The organism is Winogradskyella sp. MH6 (assembly GCF_022810765.1).
Lineage (GTDB): Bacteria > Bacteroidota > Bacteroidia > Flavobacteriales > Flavobacteriaceae > Winogradskyella.
Window position 1 is genome coordinate 1,094,442 of the sequence record NZ_CP094494.1, and the last position, 17,810, is coordinate 1,112,251.

Sequence of the window (17,810 nt, forward strand, 5' to 3'; positions counted from 1 at the left end):
GTGTTGTTTTTCAAAGTATTGAATTGTATTTGTGTTTTGATTATTAATTAAAGTCACATTTTAATACTCTGTTTTTTGAGCATACATGTTTTCATTTTCACAATAGATTGCAATAAATCTAATTAAACAACTAATCTATAATCATGAAAAAATTATTTCTATTGCTAACTCTTATTGGCTCTCTATTTGCTAGTGCTCAAAACACTGGGAAAATAGAAGGGAAAATAACCCTCGAAGATGGCATGCCTTTATCTGGTGCTACAGTTTATATTCAATCTTTAGACAAAGGAACCGTTACAGATTTTGATGGTAAGTACACCATTGATGATGTTGCAGAAGGCACTTATGACATTTCCTTTTCTTATGTTGGTTTTGAAACCACAACCCAAAGCGTTACGGTTTCTGCTGGCAAAACTACAACGGTGAATACCTCATTAAAAGAATCTGACAGCATGCTTAATGAAGTTATTATTACTTCAAGTAAGCAACCACAAAAAATAACAGATGTACCTGCTTCTGTAAGTGTTATTAGAGCAAAAGATATACAAGAGTTTCCTAGTTTTAATATTGGTGAGCTTGCAGCAAGACAAAAAGGTGTAGACTTTGTTCGTACTGGTGTATTAGGAACTGGTATAAACATCAGAGGTTTTAACTCTGCTTTTAATTCTAAAAATCTTCAAATAACAGATGATCGTGTGTCTATGTTAATTGCAACAGGATTACCTTACGGCTCTTTTTCAACTGTAACCAAAGATGATATAGAACGTGTTGAAATCCTTTTAGGTCCTAACGGAACACTTTACGGACCAAATGCACACAATGGTTTAGTAAGTACTATTACCAAAAACCCTAGAACATCTGAAGGAACAACATTAGTGTTTGGTGGTGGTAGCCAAAATGTAATTACAGGGCGTTTACGTCATGCACAAGTTATAAACGATAGACTATCTTATAAAGTTCATTTTGAAAGAACAGCTGGTAGAGAATTTCAGTATGTAGATTCTGTTTATGTTGGTACTACAGCCTACGGAGAAAAAAACTTAGATCGCGATTTTGATGCTTTAAAGTATGGAGGCGCAGTTCATTATAAAACAGGTAAAAGTTCTGAATTAATTGGTTACTACGGACATAGTAACAACACTAACTTGGCAGTTACAAATGCAGGTAGAAACCAAATTAAAGATTGGACATTAGATATTGCTCAGTTAAAATTTGTATCTAAAAACTTCTTTGCCAACACATACTACACTTGGAGTAGAACAGATGAAACTTACGCTATTAATCAGCGCACACAAAATTATGTGTCGTTTATAGAAAATGGTTTTTCTGAAGAAGAGTCTTGGAGTCGTTCGTTGTATGAGCAATGGGTTCCAGCTTTTGGAATAGCTATTCCTAGAGGAGCCTTATTTAAAGATGCTTCAGAACGTTTTAATGCAGAAGCACAATACAACAACAATTGGGGAGATTTTTATCTTACCGCTGGTGCGCAATATCAATTAGATATGGCAGACTCAGATGGCACTTATTTATTAGATCAAGACGGTCCTATAGAAATTGCACAAACAGGTGTTTATGGACAGTTTGAATACAAGATGGATTCTGGATGGAATTTCTTAGTTGGTTTACGAGCAGATAACCACGATTTATACGGAACCAACCTTTTACCAAAAGCGGCAATTACAAAATCTATAGACGCAGGAACGTTTAGACTTACTTACGGACGTGGTATGGCTGTGCCATCTATCCTTAACCTTAAAGGGAATTTATTTGGCGGCTTAGTATTAGGTAACGGTGAAGGCTTTACACTAAGCAACGGTAATAAGATAAATGCATTAGAAGTAGAAACCATTAACTCTTTTGAAGCTGGTTTTAAAGGACAAATATCTGACAAACTGTATATAGATGCTAGTGCTTACTACAACATGTCTGAAAACTTTATAAGTCCGCTTCGTAACATTGCTGATGCTGCAAACAGTGTTTATGTAACACATATTGGAGATACTCCAATAGACGAAGTATCTCCAGGAGCAAGTGTTTCACCTGCTTTATTAACATACAGCAACTTTGGTAGTGTAGATACTTACGGATTTGATATTGGCTTAAATTACTATTTCTCAGATGCTGTAAGAGCTTCACTTAACTACTCATATTTTGGTCGTAGTTTAGACACGAACGATTCAGCTAATGATGGTAACTTAGATGGTGTGGTATTAGAAAGCGAATTACCTATTAACACACCTGCAAACAAATTTAACTTAGGGTTACACTATACTAAAAACAAGTTCTATGGAGCAGTTTATGGTCGTTGGATAGAAGATTATGATTTCTTTTCAGGGATTAATGTCGCTGCCGAAACTCAAGATATGGATGGTGATGGTGTAAACGAAATTGTTGAAAATGCCAGAGTTGGAAGAACATGGAATTATGGTCCTTTAGGTGGTTTTGTTGTAGATGCTAACATAGGATATAGTCTTAATGACAACGTTTCCTTAGGTGTTAATGTAACCAACTTATTTGATACTGACATGAGAGAGTTTGTAGCGTCACCAGCTATAGGACGTTTAATTTCTTTTGAGCTTAAATACAACGTTAACTTTTTTAAAAACAAAAAGAATAAAGACGATTAAGTTTTAAGCAATGTCAAAAATTAAAGTCAACGACATAAGCCTAGACTATGAAGATTATGGCAGTGGCAAAGTACTGCTTATGCTTCATGGTTTAGGTTCTACAAAAAAAGATTGGGACGCTCAAGTCCCTTTCTTCTCTAAACGTTTTAGAGTTATAACTGTAGACCTTAGAGGTCATGGTAATTCTACAAAACCTCAAGATGCCTACGGAGTACATTTAATGACCAAAGACATCAAATATTTTTTAGATGCCTTAGAGATAAAAAAAGTAACCTTAATAGGCTTCTCTATGGGAGGAGCTGTGGCTTTTGATTTTGCAGTAAAATATCCTGAAAATTTAGAGAATTTAGTCATTGTTAACAGTGGTCCAGATTTTAATGACATGGGGCAAATAGGTAAAGACTTGCTTAATGGTCGTACTAAGTTTTTAGAAACCAAAGGACTTGATGCTTTAGCGAAAGAGATTTCGTTTAATATGTTTCCAGAAGATTCTCAAATAAATCTTAGAAACGAGTTTGAAGAACGCTGCAAACAAAACGATTACAATGCCTATTACAAATCTTTCACTACACTAATGAGTTGGGGTTTAGGAGAAAAACTAAAAGACATAAAAACTAGGACACTAGTTGTAGCTTCTGATATGGATTATACTCCAGTATCATTTAAGGAAGATTATGTCTCTAGGCTGCAAAATGCAAAATTAGTAGTCATAGAAAATTCAAGACATGGTGCTGTAATAGATCAGCCAGAGGCTTTTAATAATGCTTTACTAAATTTTTTAAACGATGAATAGAGTTGCGCTTATTACAGGAAGCACAAGTGGTATAGGTCTTGGTATTGCAAAGCAATTTGCAAAACAAGGTTACAGCATTATGTTTCACGGATTAGAAGAAAATGGAGATGAAATTGCAAAGTCTGTAGGTGAAGAATATAAGGTAAAAACGTCATTTTCTAATGCCAATATGTTACAGTCTAAAGCCATAGAAAATCTTGTTAAACAAACTATTGAAGAACTTGGAGCGCTGCATGTTTTAATCAATAATGCAGGCATACAATTTGTATCTCCAATTGAAGAGTTTCCAAACACCAAATATGAGAACATTATAGCCATAAATATGAATGCCGCTTTCTACGCATCTAAAGCAGCTTGGCCTCAAATGAAATCGCAAAATTTTGGTAGAATTATCAATATTTCTTCAGTTCATGGGTTAAGAGCTTCAGAATACAAAACAGCTTACGTTGCTGCAAAACATGGAGTTATTGGCATGACAAAAGTAATGGCTTTAGAAGGTGCAAACCATAATATAACCTGTAATGCTATTTGCCCAGGTTATGTAAAAACACCTTTAGTAGAAGGGCAGATAAAAGACCAGGCCAAGGCACACCAAATGTCTGAAGAAGAAGTGGTAGAAAAAGTAATGCTAAAAAAACAAGCCGTTAAAGAATTTGTGCCTATAGAGGCTATTACAAACATGGCTTTATTGTTAGCCAAAGACAGTTCTACAACTATAACAGGAACATCGTTTGCACTAGATGGTGGCTGGAGTGCACAATAAACAAGAAATAGTATTGAATGATTTGATAAGAGTTAGTTAATTGGCAAAAAGTATTTTTTCAAATTATTAAATACCATTTACAAGTATAAAACTTGTAATATTTAAGGACATCAGAAGAGTTTTTAAGTGTCATAATCATCTTCTGATGTCTATTTTTTTAGTCAATAGTTTTTATGAATTTTGTTAGATATTTTTTTTTCTAAAATGACTAAATACCACAAAACAAGGGGCAACAAACGTATTTCAAAAGCTATTGAAGATTGGAAAAACCACAATCTAGGGTTAGATTTAGAGTATTTAAAATCTACCCAAAGAAGTTACTGTAAAGTATGGGTAAGCCCTTTTGCTAATATATCTGTAATAGGTTCAGAAATACCATCTCCTAAAGGACAACATCGACAAGAAATTATAAAAGGCTTATTAGACATTTACAACCATTGGGAGCAACAAATTAAAACATTAAACAAACCTTACTATTTAGCCATTTGGTTGCTAGAACCTCGTTTAGAAAAATCTCAAGTTGTCTGTGCTATAGACAGCATGATAGATTTCTACGACATTACATTTTACAAACCCAAAGAGCAACGCAAATTTCCATCGCAAAACTACGGTAAACTCCAAGAGCAATTACAGGCGTTTAACTGGACCTATGCATTAGATGAAGACCATTTTTTTCAATCAGATGTAGATTTAGAAGAAGACAATTATACCTCTACAAAAGATTACTTTGATTCTCAAAAATGGTACAAAAGAAAAATAAAAGAAGGTATAAGAACTGTTCCTTCTAATGAAGACACCTTTTACGCAATACAAAAAGGCATTGCTTGGATTGGCACTAAAAATTAATTGCCTTAGATCTTAAAAAGGCTAAGGCAGGAAATACATCCTACCCTTTAACTTGTTTAATATGGCTATTGATTCTATTTTCCTAACATCAACAACTCATTACAAACCACTTCGGTAGTGTATCGTTTATTACCATCTTTATCTTCCCAAGAACGGTTGGTCAATTTACCTTCTATGGCAACTTCTTGTCCTTTGGTAACATAATTTTCTACAACCTTAACCAAACCACCTTTTACAATGATATTGTGCCAGTAAGCGCGCTCAATTTTTTGACCATTCTTATCCTTATAGCTATCATCTGTAGCTAATGAGAATTTGGCCATTTTGTTGCCGTCTTCAAAATTTACAATTTCAGGATCTTGTCCCAATCTTCCAATCAACTGTACTTTGTTTCTTAATGTGTTCATGTGTTCTAAATTTTATATGTTAAACAGTTAATACTATTGAACCTCTAACGATTCAACACTGCAAAGATGAGACGGTTGGCAAATTTTAGTCGGTAGTTACCTATTTAAATTCGTTTGTAAATGTTTGTAGTCGTTTGTAAATGACTAAAGCTGCCCAATTAAATTGTATCTTTACCAGTAATGAAAAGACTTCTAAGCTATATTTATCCGGTTAGCAAAACCATTTCATCCCAATATAATGGGGATCTAGAAATTACATGGTATAACGGAAAAAAACATCTCAACTCAAAAAATGCAAACTATAGTTACGGTTCTTTACAGCGAATTTTGAAATTTGGTCTTAAGAAAATTGAACTCTCTAAGGTAGATTCTATTTTGGTTTTAGGAATGGGAGGAGGAAGTGTTATAGAAACACTACGGCAAGATTTTAATTACAATAGCAAAATAACAGCTGTAGAAATTGACCAAGTAATAATTGATATTGCTAAAACCGAGTATGGCATTTCAGAAAATGATAATTTAAAAATCTATTGTACTGATGCTTATGATTTTGCATTACAAAATACGGTTCGCTACGACTTAATAATCATTGATCTCTTTATTGATTTAAATGTTCCTGATAAGTTTTTAAGTTTGGATTTTTGGGATGGTATTATCAGGTCTAAATCTTCTAGAGGATCTATTCTTTTTAATGCTTCGGTTGGCTCCCAAACATCTTCTTCAAAATTAGATCATGTTATCTCTTATTTGCGCTCAAAAGTCTATGATATTTCGGTTTTTGATAATGTCAACAATACAAATACTATTGTAATAGCAAAAGGTTTGTAATGGATAAATTGTTATCTTGCAGAGACTTAATCCATAAATATGCAAAAAAATTGTCCCGAATGTGGCACGAAAATAATAGGAAGAATAGATAAAAAATTCTGTAGTGATGCCTGTAGAAATGCATTTAATAATCGCATAAACAAAGATTCTAAAAACCTTATAAGAAACACCAATAATCGCTTACGAAAAAATTACAGAATTTTAGAGACACTCAATCCTAATAAAAAGACCAAATGTTCTAGAGCCAAGCTCATAGAAAAAGGATTCGACTTTAACTATTTTACAAGCATATACACTACAAAAGCAGGTGCCATATACTATTTTGTATATGACCAAGGCTATCTGCCCTTAGAGGGAGATTATTATGCTTTGGTAAAACGAGACGATTAACCCTTTGTGGTACTATTCCAGTTTTCACCTTTAAGGTGTAAAGCGGCTTTAAGAATATCTTTTTGGCTAATTTGTCCTACTAACTTGCCATTCTCCACAATAGGAAAACGTCTGCGTTTTGAGTTTAAAAACTTATTTGCAGCATCAAACACATCCATATTACCATCAATAGTTTCAACATCTCTAACCATACGCTTTTCTACATTATCGTGCTCTAAAGGCATATTGTAATAACGGCTTTCACTCAGTTGCTTAAGGCAATCTCCTTCAGAGATAATACCAACTAATTCTTGCCTATCATTAACTACTGGTCCACCAGAGATTTTATTCTTTATTAAAGACTCTACCACCTCTTGTACCGTTTGTTCTGGTTTAAACGTTATAAGATTAGTTGACATATAATCTCTTACTTTAAGTGCTGTTGCTGGTGCAGTATTCTGTTGCTGCTTGCGTGCCCCTTGAAAACTTTTTATTCCCATAACATTTAAATTTTAGTGTTTATTTAAAGTTACTGAAAATTAATTGGTTAGCAAAATGAAAAATTCTTTAGCAATAGTTATGTATTTTTATATTAGAATTTTTATTGAATTTTGAAGAAACAAATTAGCATTATTGGTTGTGGTTGGCTCGGTTTTCCACTTGCAAAAAGCCTTGTAAATAAAGACTACAAGGTGAAAGGTTCTTCAACATCAGAAGGAAAACTAAAAACAATTAGTGAGGCTAACATTGAAGCTTATGTAATTGCTTTAAATGAAGAAGGTATTACAGGAAACTACACTGATTTTTTAACAGGAACTGAAACAGTTGTCATAAATATTCCTCCTGGTTTAAGAGAGGATCCAGATAAAAATCATGTAGCCGAAATACAACATTTGATTAATGCATTGGAAAACCAAAACATTAAAAATGTTATTTATATAAGCTCTACTTCTGTTTTTAAAGACGAAACAAACTTTCCAATTATCAATGCTGATACTGTCCCAAATGCTATATCTAATAGTGGCAAACAACTCATTGCGATTGAAAACGTGCTTCGTAAGAACACCTCCTTTAATACAACCATCATCCGGTTTGGTGGACTATTCGATGCTCAAAGGCATCCAAGTACGTATTTGGCTGGCAGAAAGAACCTCTCGAATCCCAATGCTCCCGTAAATCTCATTCATAAAGAAGACTGTATCAACATTATTACTTTGATTATTGAAAACAACATTTGTAATGAGACTTTCAATGCTGCCAACCCTAATCATCCTACTAAAAAAGACTACTATACGTTATACTGCAAACAACATCAATTAGAGCTTCCAAAATTCAATGCTTCAGAAAAAAGTAAAGGAAAAATTATTGGGAACACAAAACTGGAACAACTTTTGGACTACAGTTTTAAACAGGCACTATAGAAATTAATAGTTTATTAAGAGCTATATTCTCAAAATTTTATAGTTTTAGCCCTCAAAATTTATATTTATAATGAAACAAATTACAATTGCAGTTGTTATGCTTTTCTCGGTAAGTGTTTTTGCCCAGACTAATGCAGATTTAAAAGCACACTACGAGACTTATTACAAGGAGATGAAAAAGCAAGGTGATGTGCAAGGTATTATTAACGCCTTAACGCACCTTAATATATTAGAGCCTTCTGTAGCAAGAAAAGACACCTTAGCATATTTATACCTATCTGAAGGTAAATATTTGCAAGCACTTAACACTATTGGTGTAGAAAAAAATGATTCAGACTCTGACATGAATGTTGAAGTAAAAGCTTTAGCGCTTAAAAATCTTAATCAGCCAAAATTAGCTTTAGAACACTATGAGGTTTTATTTAAGAGAGAACCAAGCGTTTATTTAGCTTATGAAATGGCTGACATGAAAATTCAGGTAAAAGATTTAGCTGGTGCAAAATCTAATATTGAATATGGTTTAGCTAATGTAACAGATGACATGAAACGTGCGTTTTACGAAACACAACAACCTTATGAAACGTCTATGAAAGCTGCACTTTTATGCTTAAAAGGCTTACTAACGTTTACCGAAAACAGAACAGCAAATGTCGATGCTGCCATTAAACTAATGAATGATGCTTTAGCAATTGATCCTAATTTTAATCTAGCAAAAGTTAGCAGACAAGGATTAGAAAGCCAAAAAGCTCAACAAGCTGCTGCTGCGAATAAAAAGAATTAAATTCTTTTTATTAAAATACTTTAAATAAAAAATGCTGCCAATAGGCAGCATTTTTTGTTTTAATTAATTTAAGAATTACCAAATTCTTACACGCTCTTCTGGTGGTAAATACATAGCATCCCCTTCTTTAATATCAAATGCTTCGTAAAAAGCGTCAATATTCTTTAAAGGTTGTGTTGCTCTAATATGACCAGGTGAATGTGGGTCTGTATTTATTTGTGTTCTTAAAGCCTCATCCCTAACAAGCGTTCTCCATACTGTTGCCCAAGACATGAAGAAACGTTGTTCTGGTGTAAATCCATCAATATTGTCTGGTCTTCCGTTTTCTTTAAAGTACAGTTGCAAACCATCATAAGCACCTAGAACACCTCCTAAATCACCAATATTTTCCCCTAAAGTAAAAGGGCCGTTTACATATACACTATCTAAAACCTCAATTGAAGAATATTGATCTGCTAAAGCTTTTCCTCTTTTTTCAAATTCTTCTAAATCCTCTGGTGTCCACCAGTTATTTACATTACCATCACCATCAAAACGTGCTCCAGAATCGTCAAAAGCATGAGAGATTTCATGACCTATAACAGCTCCTATTCCACCATAATTTACCGCTTCATCTGCTGTATAATTATAGAAAGGCGGTTGTAAAATTGCTGCCGGAAAAACTATCTCATTGTTTAATGGATTAAAATACGCATTAACCATCTGTGGTGGCATTCCCCATTCTTTTTTGTCTACTGGCTCGTTAATTTCACTTAAGCTTTTCTTTTGAGACCATGCTCCTATTGCCAACATGTTTTCGGCATAAGAGTTTCCTTCTTTAACTTGTAAATCTGAGTAATCTTCCCACTCATCAGGATAAGCAATTTTTACAGTAAACTTATCAAGCTTTTCTATAGCTTTCTTTTTTGTTTCCTCACTCATCCAATCTAGATTAGTAATTCTGTTTTGGAAGGCTTTAATAACATTTGCTATCATTTTTTCAGCTTTCTCCTTAGCTTCTGGCGGAAATTTAGCTTGCACATAAAGCTGACCTACAGCTTCACCAACACTACCATCTACAGTACCAAGCGCACGCTCATCCGCAGGACGCATAGCCTTAGAGCCGTTTAATGTTTTACCATAAAACTCCCAATTGGCTTTTTCAATTTCAGTAGTTAAGTAACCTGCTGCACCATTTAAAGTACTCCAATCCATCATTATTTTAATGTCTTCAATTGGTGTAGATTTTAAGAATGCATCCATAGCCTTCATGTACTTTGGCTGCATTACCAAAAGTGTATCTACTTTCTTTTCAATTCCCATATCATCCATAAACTTTTGCCAATTGATAGATGGTGCCATTTCTTGTAAATCAGCAACAGATGTCGGGTTGTTAAAGTTTCTAATGTCTCTACTAGCAACTTTATCTAAACGAGGTTCAGCAAGCTGTGTTTCCATAGCAAGGATTTTCTCAGCTGCAACTTTAGCATCAGCTTCAGAATAGTTAATGTACTGAAGCATTCTCGCTACATGATCTATATACTGACCTCTAATTTCTTTAGTTTTTTCGTCTTGATCTAAGTAATAATCGCGTTGTAAACCTAAACCTGCTGGGAATAACCAAGCCATGTTCATGCTACTGTCGTTAAGTCCTGGATTAGAAGCTATACCTGCAAATGGTGCACCAACTCCTAATGTTGAAGCATAAACAGTTTGCATATCATTTAGGTTTTTAATCCCATCTATTTTGTCTAATAGCGGTTGTAAAGGTTTAATACCTGCTTCATTACGCGCAACAGTATCTAACTCAGATTCAAAAATTAACAACGCTTTTTGCTGGTCAGAGCCTTCTTTGTATGTTCCTAGTTCTTTTGATGTATTTAAAATATCTAATACATCTTTTCTTGTAGATTTACGCAAAACACCAAATCCTCCCCAATGAGATTCATCGTCGGGAATTGTATTGGTTTCTAACCATTTTCCGTTAACATACTTGTAAAAATCTTCTTTTGGACTAACGCTTGTGTCCATGTTTTCCAAAATAATACCTGGAATTTTCTCTTCTGCCATGGCAGTGTCTTTCTTGGCTTCTTCCTTACATCCTAATACAGTAAAGAAAGCCAAACCTGATATCGCTAGAACGCGATTAAGATTGGTTCTCATAATTTGGTTTTAGTTAATTCGAATTAAACGTAGTTAGTAATAAGACCTGTAAAACAGACAAATGTTACAACTTAACAAAACTTTAAGACAAATAAAGGTTAGTATTCCGACTTTATTTTCTCATACAAATCGCGCTCTAACTTCTTATTAATTTGATAGTTAAGGTTAGAAAACGCGACTAGGACTTCTTTTACACTTTCAAGCTTTAGTTGGCTATCAATATTATCGAGTGTTAAATTTTCATTCAATCTCAAAAGTGTAGTTTCTATAATTGCAGTTCTCGATATAATAGGATTGGTTTTAAGTAAGTCTGGTGTTTGAGCTTTAAATTCTTCTATAAATTTTTTGAGAAGCTCCTTATCTCCATTAAAAAATGATAAATCAGCTTTTTTAAGATAATCGATTTGTATAGCTAATTCCTGATATTTCTCCCAATCTGCAACAGCGATTTCTCCTCTTGAGCTTAGTACATAATCCATATACTTAAATCCATCAATAGCTTTGGCTGTAATTATGGGCTGTTGATTTATACTTTCTTCTATGTTGTTTTCTGAAGAAGGCTTATCGTCTCCACAATTCAAAAGTAGAAGAAAACATGCGTTAAGAAGGAAAAATCCAATTCTCATAAAGTCTTTTTATTTGCTGTAAATATACTGAAACTAATATTTTCATATTATAGTATATTCTTAAAATATAGATTATCAACTTTTTACTTAACCCTTGCTTTTTTTGAAAATTTTAATTTTTGAACACCCAAATTCTTCATATTTTTGAGAATCCTTTAATTACATATATGTCTTCTAAAATATTAATCATAGGTGCCTGTGGACAAATAGGCACAGAACTCACCGCCAAGCTTAGAGAGATACATGGTGTTGAGAATGTTATTGCCAGCGATATCAATACCAGAAAATTAGATTTAGTCAATTCAGGTCCTTTTGAGATTATTGATGCCAAAAATTTTAATGCAATTAAAGATTGTTGTATCAATCACAATATAGACACTGTTTATCTTATGGCTGCACTTTTGAGTGCAACTGGAGAAAAATATCCTATGGAAGCTTGGGATCTTAACATGAATTCGCTTTTTCATGTTTTAAATTTAGCCAAAGAAGGCACCATTAAAAAAGTGTATTGGCCTAGTAGTATTGCTGTTTTTGGGCCAACCACACCTAGAGACCATACACCTCAACATACCATTTGCGAACCAACAACTGTATATGGTATCACTAAACAAGTTGGTGAACGCTGGTGCGAGTACTACTATAAAAAATATGGTGTTGATGTGAGGAGTATTCGTTATCCTGGTATTATAAGTCATAAAGCAATGCCTGGTGGTGGCACAACAGATTATGCCGTTGAAATTTATCATGAAGCCATTAAAACTGGTAAATATGAATGTTTCCTATCTGAAAACACAAGCTTACCAATGATGTTTATGGAAGACGCAATTAAAGCTACTGTAGACTTAATGGAAGCTCCGGCAGACAACCTAACCATTAGATCTTCTTATAACCTTTCGGCTATTTCTTTTACACCAAAAGAGATTTTTGAAAGTATAAAACGTCATATTGCAGACTTTGAAATAAGCTATAAACCAGATTTTAGACAAGATATTGCTGATAGTTGGCCTTCTTCTATCGATGATTCCATAGCGCGAAAAGACTGGAACTGGCAACACCATTATGATTTGGATGCCATGACAGAAGAGATGCTAAATGAATTAAAGAAAAGATACAGTCATTATTCTACTTAACATGTAGTTGATATAAATTTATTATCTTGGGCGCTTTAATACCTCAAATGTTTGCAAAAGTCAGAAAAAGAGAGGTCTTAATCCCTTTTTTTTCTTTTATTTTTCTCAATCTTCTGGTTCTATTTTTATGGGATAAATCTATTACTGCTCAAAAATTAGCACTGCAGGAAAGGGTTAATAATTCAGGCGAACTCCTTTCTCAAAAGTTTCTTTCTATAATTAAAAGCGATATCCAAAGCTTAGAGAATTTAAAGTATAGGTTTGAGATTACCAATGGTGATTATTTTAATTATTGGGAATATGATGCTGAATTAATATTACAGCAAAACGCATCCTTTAAATTTATTGAATGGATCGATAACTTAATGATTATTCGCAAAATAAATCCAACTAAAGGTAATGAGGCTGCAATTGGGCTGGATATTTCTAAAATAGATTATCGACGTGACGAGTGGATTAAGCATAGCTTGGATGGCTCTACAAATATTACTCCATGGTCTAAAATGACTCAAGGCGGACATGCCTTTTTAGTAGATGTTCCTGTTTATTTTGATGGAGAATTTAAAGGCACGATAACGGCAGGTATGGATTTTAAGGAAAATCTGGATGCTTTTGCAGAAAACCTATCTGATTACAGTATAGAAATTAGGGACGAAAACAACAGTGTATTTTATACTCAAAACCAATCTCAAAAAGAAGTTTCGAGCAAGGATTTCATGTATACCAACATTTTGAAAATTGATAGTCTAGACAATCAAAACTGGTCTATTAAAGTTACTCCTGCTTCTGCGAGTTTTTTAAGTGACAAAAGCGCTTCTATAAATTACATGCTTATTTTTGGTTTGGTATTATCTACTTTAATGAGTTTACTCATTTACTTCTATCTTAGAGCCAAATCAGAAAGTCTAAGAGCCATTAGAGCCAATAAAAAGCTAGTAATAACTAACAAAAAACTAAGTAAACAGCGCAATAGAGCTGAAAAAGCGTCTAAGGCAAAAACAGAGTTTCTCTCAAATATGAGTCACGAAATAAGGACACCACTTAATGGTATTTTAGGTTTAATACAATTAATGAAGAACTCAAATAAGTCAGATAATTATGATCATTATATAGATTTAATGGATCAATCTTCTAAAAACCTACTAGCCTTGGTAAATGACGTTTTGGAGATAGACAAAATTGAGTCTGGAGAAGCTAGTTTAAACGAGGTGGTTTTTAAACCTAGCAAAGCAATAGAAATATTGGTAAGTCAATTTAAAGACGGGTTTGAAGCCAAAAACCTTTATATAAATCTAAAATTAAATTCAAATTCAAACTTTTCTGTAATTGGAGATGAAGGTAAACTCAATCAGATTATCATCAATCTTTTAAAAAATGCTTTAAAATTCACAACTTCTGGTGGAGCTACAGTGATTTATGAAGAAACCTTAAAAAACGATAGCGTAAATATTAGTGTTAAAGTATCTGATACAGGTATTGGGATTCCAAAAAATACGCTTTCAAAAATTTTCAGAAGATTTACACAAGTAGATCAAGGCATTAAGAAGAAGCACGAAGGTAGTGGACTTGGTCTAGCTATATGCGAGAATTTAGTTGAGTTAATGGGTGGTAAAATTTCAGTAGAAAGTCAACTTAATGAAGGGAGCACATTTCAAGTTAATATACCTTTTAAACTATCAGATAAACAATCCCCAAAAATTACCAGCAGCAATATCTCCTATCTCAACTTTAATGAACTAAAAGTCTTAGTTGTGGATGATAACAACATAAATGTTCTTGTATTAACGAAACTTCTGGAAAATCTTGGAGTAAAGTCGGACCATACCAACGATGGTATTTCTGCCGTTAAGATGGCAAAGAATAAGAAATATCAGCTTGTATTTATGGACATACACATGCCGCAGATGGACGGTTACGAAGCCACACGACTTATAAAAGAGAATAATCACGAAGTGATAATTATAGGTCTCTCTGCCGATGTGACCAAACAAACCATAGACAAGTCTATAGAATTTGGCATGAAAGATTACCTTGCCAAACCGCTATCCCAGCAAAAACTACAAAGTTTATTAATTAAATATTTCTCAAGTTAAAAAAGAGCTTATTGGCTTGAGTATACACCCGATGAATCTTACTAAAATCTAAAGACACTCATATATATTTAAATTAAAGGTTTTGCATAACCTTCTATAAATCTTAAATTTAAACCTCATTATTTCATATATTTAAATGTTATGAGAAATTTAGCCTTAATTTTTTCCTTATCGCTATCCTTAATAAGCACATCTCAAAACAAAAGTGATGCTAACTGAACTGAAAAACAAGTATCCTACAGAGGATTAACTAATAATAACATTATATACATCAATAATTCTATTTTAACTAATACTATTTAATCTTTCATGAAATCTATTTGTTTATTTTTCATCTGCTATTCATTGTCTTTTATAATTAGCGCGCAAACATTTAAGGATAAAATATATGAAATCACTCACCCAAACTATAGTTACAAGGGCATAGATGTCATTAATGATAAAAAGGTTATTGATGAGATGCAGGTCTTTGAGTATAAGTATGATAAACGTTCAAAGACGACTAACTATATTCCTGAAAAAAGAAGTCTCAATAAATCTATAACTATCAAATACCTAAATAGTAATGTTATTGATTACAATGAGAAGAAAAATTATGACGTTGATGGTTATTATGAAGAATTTAATTATTCCTTTAGCTACGATTCGATTAATAACTTAAAGAAAATTACAAAGTCAAACCCCAAAGAAATCGAAAAGTTTGTATACTCTGAAAACATTGTTGAGATATTTATTTTTAGTCCAAGAGATACTGTCAATCATAAAGGCATAATCAAATATCGGTTAAAGGATAATGGCTTAATTGAAAGCGAGACAACCCATAATGGATATGGCAGGTCAAATGGTGGTAATTTTTATGAGTACAACGAAAAAAACGATGTGATAAAACTAGATTCATATGGTGTGCATGTGGAAACTATATATGAATATGATGAGTATGGTAATATAATAAGTGAAATGGCTTCTACTAGTAACGATTTAAACGATAATGTAACAAATAGTAAAGCAAAGTTTTTCTACGATTCTAAAAATTTACTTCAGAAAAAAGTCTATGGGATACGCCTTCATAATACTATTCTCTATACTTATGAAAATGGAAATTTAGTCAAAACACAACATTTTTATGAAGATACCCAAATGAGTTATGAATTGTTAGAATACGATAGTTATGGTAATTGGATTAAAAAAAGTACTTTTTCACTTTTTAATGGTCCAAAAAATTTAGTTCTAGATGCACTTATTATAAGAGAAATAAAATATAAATAACTTCAATCTAGGAATTTACTTAAAATAAAAAAGCCTGATAAAATTATCAGGCTTTTTTTGCTCCTCAGGTTGGGCTCGAACCAACGACCCTCTGATTAACAGTCAGATGCTCTAACCAACTGAGCTACTGAGGAAGGTATTTTTTCGCTTTAGCGAGCGCAAATATAAATTATTTTTTAATCTCTGCAATATGAAAACCTAATTTTTTATTTTGTTATTGCTTTAAATATATCGTTTCCGTTTGCAAACAACACTAAAGCTATTAAAATAAAGAAGCCAACAATCTGTGCTCGCTCTAAGAATTTTTCACTTGGCTTACGACCAGATATCATTTCGTAGAGTAAAAACATTACGTGCCCTCCGTCTAAAGCAGGTATTGGTAGTAAATTAAGAATTGCCAACATAATTGATAAAAATGCTGTTAATCCCCAAAAATATGGCCAGCTCCATACTGGTGAAAATTGGTCGTAAATAGCTTTAAAACCACCTAAACCTTTATAAGCACCTGTACTTGGATTAAAAATAGCTTTTAATTGGTCACCATAGTTACTTATGGTTTTAGTAAACTTTCTCCATCCTGCACCAAAACTTTCTCCGAAGCTGTACTCTTTTCTAAAAATATCATAGTATCCTAACTCTTCAAATCGTTTAGGATTGTTATAAGGTCTTATTCCTAGTTTACCATCCTTATCAAGCTGAAGTTCCATTGTAGAGGTTGTGTTATCTTCGTGAAGAATTTCGGCTGTTACACTTGTGCTTTTTAAGTCACCTCTTACCTCGTCCAATTGGTCAAAATATTTTAAAGGCTTACCATTTATACTGGTTATAACATCACCTCTCTTTAATCCTTTCCCTTTGTTTAAAGAAGAATCAGCAACTTTACCTACCATAAACGGAATACGGTATTCAAAATTGGTTTTTACACCACTTGCAGAATATTGCCCTAAAAAATCTTCTGGTAAATTAATAGTCTGTTCTTTACCATCTCTACTAATCGTAACAGATTGTGCTTTAATTAAGTTAAAACCAATATCAGAATCATTAATAATTGGCTCATCATTAATGGCTAAAACTTTATCACCAGTCTTAAAACCTAAATCACTTAATAACGGATTTTCTATAGAATAACCATCTTTTAAACTATCAACTTTTACATCCGAATCTCCATAGGTAAAAGATATAGCAACATAAATAACATAAGCCAAAATAAAGTTTACTGTTACACCACCAAGCATAATAATAAGACGCTGCCATGCTGGTTTAGATCTAAATTCCCAAGGCTTTGGTGGCTGTGCCATTTGCTCCTTGTCCATGCTCTCATCTATCATTCCGGCAATTTTCACATAACCACCAAGAGGTAACCAACCAATACCGTAAACAGTATCTCCTATTTTCTTTTTGAAAAGCGAATACTTTACATCAAAGAAGAGGTAAAATTTTTCGACTTTAGTTTTAAAAAGTTTTGCTGGTATAAAGTGACCCAACTCGTGTAAGACGATAAGAAGGGATAAACTCAATAAGAATTGGGATATCTTAATTACAAATTCCATGTAGTCATTTTCAAATTTCGATTGACAAAAGTAATGTTTTCAAGGCATTTAGAAAATAAATGTATTTCTAATAAGAATATTTTTAACACGGAATTATAATTCACTGTGCTTCAAGGCTATATTTCTGTTAAAAATATTCAAGAAAATAAGCCTTAATCGTACCTTTGT

At 33.1% G+C, this 17,810-nt stretch carries 16 protein-coding genes and 1 tRNA gene; 11 read left to right on the forward strand and 6 right to left on the reverse strand.

Translation table 11 applies throughout. The features are described from left to right. Positions 1-143: 143 nt before the first annotated feature. The 4 genes from MST30_RS04935 to MST30_RS04950 all read left to right on the forward strand — a co-directional run bounded on the left by MST30_RS04935 (position 144) and on the right by MST30_RS04950 (position 5,029). Entirely contained in the window at positions 144-2,627 is a 2,484-nt protein-coding gene (locus MST30_RS04935; RefSeq protein WP_243473273.1) for a TonB-dependent receptor, read from the forward strand. Positions 2,628-2,637: 10 nt separating this feature from the next. Beyond that, entirely contained in the window at positions 2,638-3,420 is a 783-nt protein-coding gene (locus MST30_RS04940; protein ID WP_243473274.1) for an alpha/beta fold hydrolase, read from the forward strand. Next, on the forward strand, positions 3,413-4,183 hold the full coding sequence (locus tag MST30_RS04945; RefSeq protein WP_243473275.1) for a 3-hydroxybutyrate dehydrogenase: 771 nt from the start codon (positions 3,413-3,415) through the stop codon (positions 4,181-4,183). The genes MST30_RS04940 and MST30_RS04945 overlap by 8 nt, the downstream gene beginning before the upstream one ends. Positions 4,184-4,387: 204 nt before the next feature. Continuing rightward, positions 4,388-5,029 carry a hypothetical protein gene (locus tag MST30_RS04950; RefSeq protein ID WP_243473276.1) on the forward strand — a complete coding sequence of 214 codons (642 nt, stop codon included), beginning with the start codon at positions 4,388-4,390 and terminating at the stop codon, positions 5,027-5,029. 74 nt (positions 5,030-5,103) lie between these two features. On the opposite strand, the gene MST30_RS04955 is transcribed toward MST30_RS04950, so the two are convergent. Further along, positions 5,104-5,436 (reverse strand): single-stranded DNA-binding protein, encoded by a 333-nt coding sequence (locus tag MST30_RS04955; protein ID WP_243473277.1) that lies wholly within the window; start codon positions 5,434-5,436, stop codon positions 5,104-5,106. A 180-nt stretch (positions 5,437-5,616) separates the two neighbouring features. Here MST30_RS04955 and MST30_RS04960 point away from each other — a divergent pair, with 180 nt between their 5' ends. Then, the gene (locus tag MST30_RS04960) at positions 5,617-6,264 is read left to right on the forward strand and encodes a spermidine synthase (RefSeq protein WP_243473278.1); all 648 of its coding nucleotides are present in this window, start codon (positions 5,617-5,619) and stop codon (positions 6,262-6,264) included. Between the two features lie 39 nt (positions 6,265-6,303). Further along, positions 6,304-6,654 (forward strand): hypothetical protein, encoded by a 351-nt coding sequence (locus tag MST30_RS04965; protein WP_243473279.1) that lies wholly within the window; start codon positions 6,304-6,306, stop codon positions 6,652-6,654. On the opposite strand, the gene MST30_RS04970 is transcribed toward MST30_RS04965, so the two are convergent. After that, positions 6,651-7,133: a CBS domain-containing protein gene (locus MST30_RS04970; protein ID WP_243473280.1), complete on the reverse strand. Its 483-nt coding sequence runs from the start codon at positions 7,131-7,133 to the stop codon at positions 6,651-6,653. The two genes, MST30_RS04965 and MST30_RS04970, sit on opposite strands and share 4 nt — an antisense overlap. A gap of 111 nt (positions 7,134-7,244) precedes the next feature. On the opposite strand from MST30_RS04970, the gene MST30_RS04975 reads away from it, so the two are divergent. Both MST30_RS04975 and MST30_RS04980 read left to right on the forward strand, forming a co-directional pair. Further along, complete coding sequence (locus tag MST30_RS04975; RefSeq protein WP_243473281.1) at positions 7,245-8,054, forward strand: NAD(P)H-binding protein; 810 nt, start codon at positions 7,245-7,247, stop codon at positions 8,052-8,054. A gap of 70 nt (positions 8,055-8,124) precedes the next feature. Further along, entirely contained in the window at positions 8,125-8,835 is a 711-nt protein-coding gene (locus MST30_RS04980; protein WP_243473282.1) for a hypothetical protein, read from the forward strand. Between the two features lie 75 nt (positions 8,836-8,910). On the opposite strand, the gene MST30_RS04985 is transcribed toward MST30_RS04980, so the two are convergent. Together MST30_RS04985 and MST30_RS04990 are read right to left on the reverse strand one after the other, a co-directional pair. Then, positions 8,911-10,977, reverse strand: coding sequence for a M13 family metallopeptidase (locus MST30_RS04985; protein WP_243473283.1), 2,067 nt, complete (start codon positions 10,975-10,977; stop codon positions 8,911-8,913). Positions 10,978-11,075: 98 nt separating this feature from the next. Continuing rightward, positions 11,076-11,603, reverse strand: a complete 528-nt coding sequence (locus MST30_RS04990; RefSeq protein ID WP_243473284.1) for a hypothetical protein — start codon at positions 11,601-11,603, stop codon at positions 11,076-11,078. 167 nt (positions 11,604-11,770) lie between these two features. Here MST30_RS04990 and MST30_RS04995 point away from each other — a divergent pair, with 167 nt between their 5' ends. The 3 genes from MST30_RS04995 to MST30_RS05005 all read left to right on the forward strand — a co-directional run bounded on the left by MST30_RS04995 (position 11,771) and on the right by MST30_RS05005 (position 16,092). Continuing rightward, positions 11,771-12,733: an L-threonine 3-dehydrogenase, SDR-type gene (locus tag MST30_RS04995; RefSeq protein ID WP_243473858.1), complete on the forward strand. Its 963-nt coding sequence runs from the start codon at positions 11,771-11,773 to the stop codon at positions 12,731-12,733. Positions 12,734-12,780: 47 nt separating this feature from the next. Continuing rightward, entirely contained in the window at positions 12,781-14,826 is a 2,046-nt protein-coding gene (locus MST30_RS05000; RefSeq protein WP_243473285.1) for an ATP-binding protein, read from the forward strand. 309 nt (positions 14,827-15,135) lie between these two features. After that, on the forward strand, positions 15,136-16,092 hold the full coding sequence (locus tag MST30_RS05005; RefSeq protein ID WP_243473286.1) for a hypothetical protein: 957 nt from the start codon (positions 15,136-15,138) through the stop codon (positions 16,090-16,092). Positions 16,093-16,152: 60 nt separating this feature from the next. Here MST30_RS05005 and MST30_RS05010 read toward each other — a convergent pair. Further along, positions 16,153-16,226 (reverse strand) — tRNA-Asn (locus tag MST30_RS05010). A gap of 72 nt (positions 16,227-16,298) precedes the next feature. Then, complete coding sequence (gene rseP, locus MST30_RS05015; RefSeq protein ID WP_243473287.1) at positions 16,299-17,642, reverse strand: RIP metalloprotease RseP; 1,344 nt, start codon at positions 17,640-17,642, stop codon at positions 16,299-16,301. Positions 17,643-17,810: the final 168 nt, after the last annotated feature.

Coding starts and splice junctions, on each gene's coding strand:
- MST30_RS04960 (WP_243473278.1), top strand. CDS start 5,617: ATGAAAAGACTTCTAAGCTATATTTATCCGGTTAGCAAAACCATTTCA.
- MST30_RS04935 (WP_243473273.1), top strand. CDS start 144: ATGAAAAAATTATTTCTATTGCTAACTCTTATTGGCTCTCTATTTGCT.
- rseP (WP_243473287.1), bottom strand. CDS start 17,642: ATGGAATTTGTAATTAAGATATCCCAATTCTTATTGAGTTTATCCCTT.
- MST30_RS04990 (WP_243473284.1), bottom strand. CDS start 11,603: ATGAGAATTGGATTTTTCCTTCTTAACGCATGTTTTCTTCTACTTTTG.
- MST30_RS04970 (WP_243473280.1), bottom strand. CDS start 7,133: ATGGGAATAAAAAGTTTTCAAGGGGCACGCAAGCAGCAACAGAATACT.
- MST30_RS04945 (WP_243473275.1), top strand. CDS start 3,413: ATGAATAGAGTTGCGCTTATTACAGGAAGCACAAGTGGTATAGGTCTT.
- MST30_RS04980 (WP_243473282.1), top strand. CDS start 8,125: ATGAAACAAATTACAATTGCAGTTGTTATGCTTTTCTCGGTAAGTGTT.
- MST30_RS05000 (WP_243473285.1), top strand. CDS start 12,781: ATGTTTGCAAAAGTCAGAAAAAGAGAGGTCTTAATCCCTTTTTTTTCT.
- MST30_RS04955 (WP_243473277.1), bottom strand. CDS start 5,436: ATGAACACATTAAGAAACAAAGTACAGTTGATTGGAAGATTGGGACAA.
- MST30_RS04950 (WP_243473276.1), top strand. CDS start 4,388: ATGACTAAATACCACAAAACAAGGGGCAACAAACGTATTTCAAAAGCT.
- MST30_RS04965 (WP_243473279.1), top strand. CDS start 6,304: ATGCAAAAAAATTGTCCCGAATGTGGCACGAAAATAATAGGAAGAATA.
- MST30_RS04995 (WP_243473858.1), top strand. CDS start 11,771: ATGTCTTCTAAAATATTAATCATAGGTGCCTGTGGACAAATAGGCACA.
- MST30_RS04940 (WP_243473274.1), top strand. CDS start 2,638: ATGTCAAAAATTAAAGTCAACGACATAAGCCTAGACTATGAAGATTAT.
- MST30_RS04985 (WP_243473283.1), bottom strand. CDS start 10,977: ATGAGAACCAATCTTAATCGCGTTCTAGCGATATCAGGTTTGGCTTTC.
- MST30_RS05005 (WP_243473286.1), top strand. CDS start 15,136: ATGAAATCTATTTGTTTATTTTTCATCTGCTATTCATTGTCTTTTATA.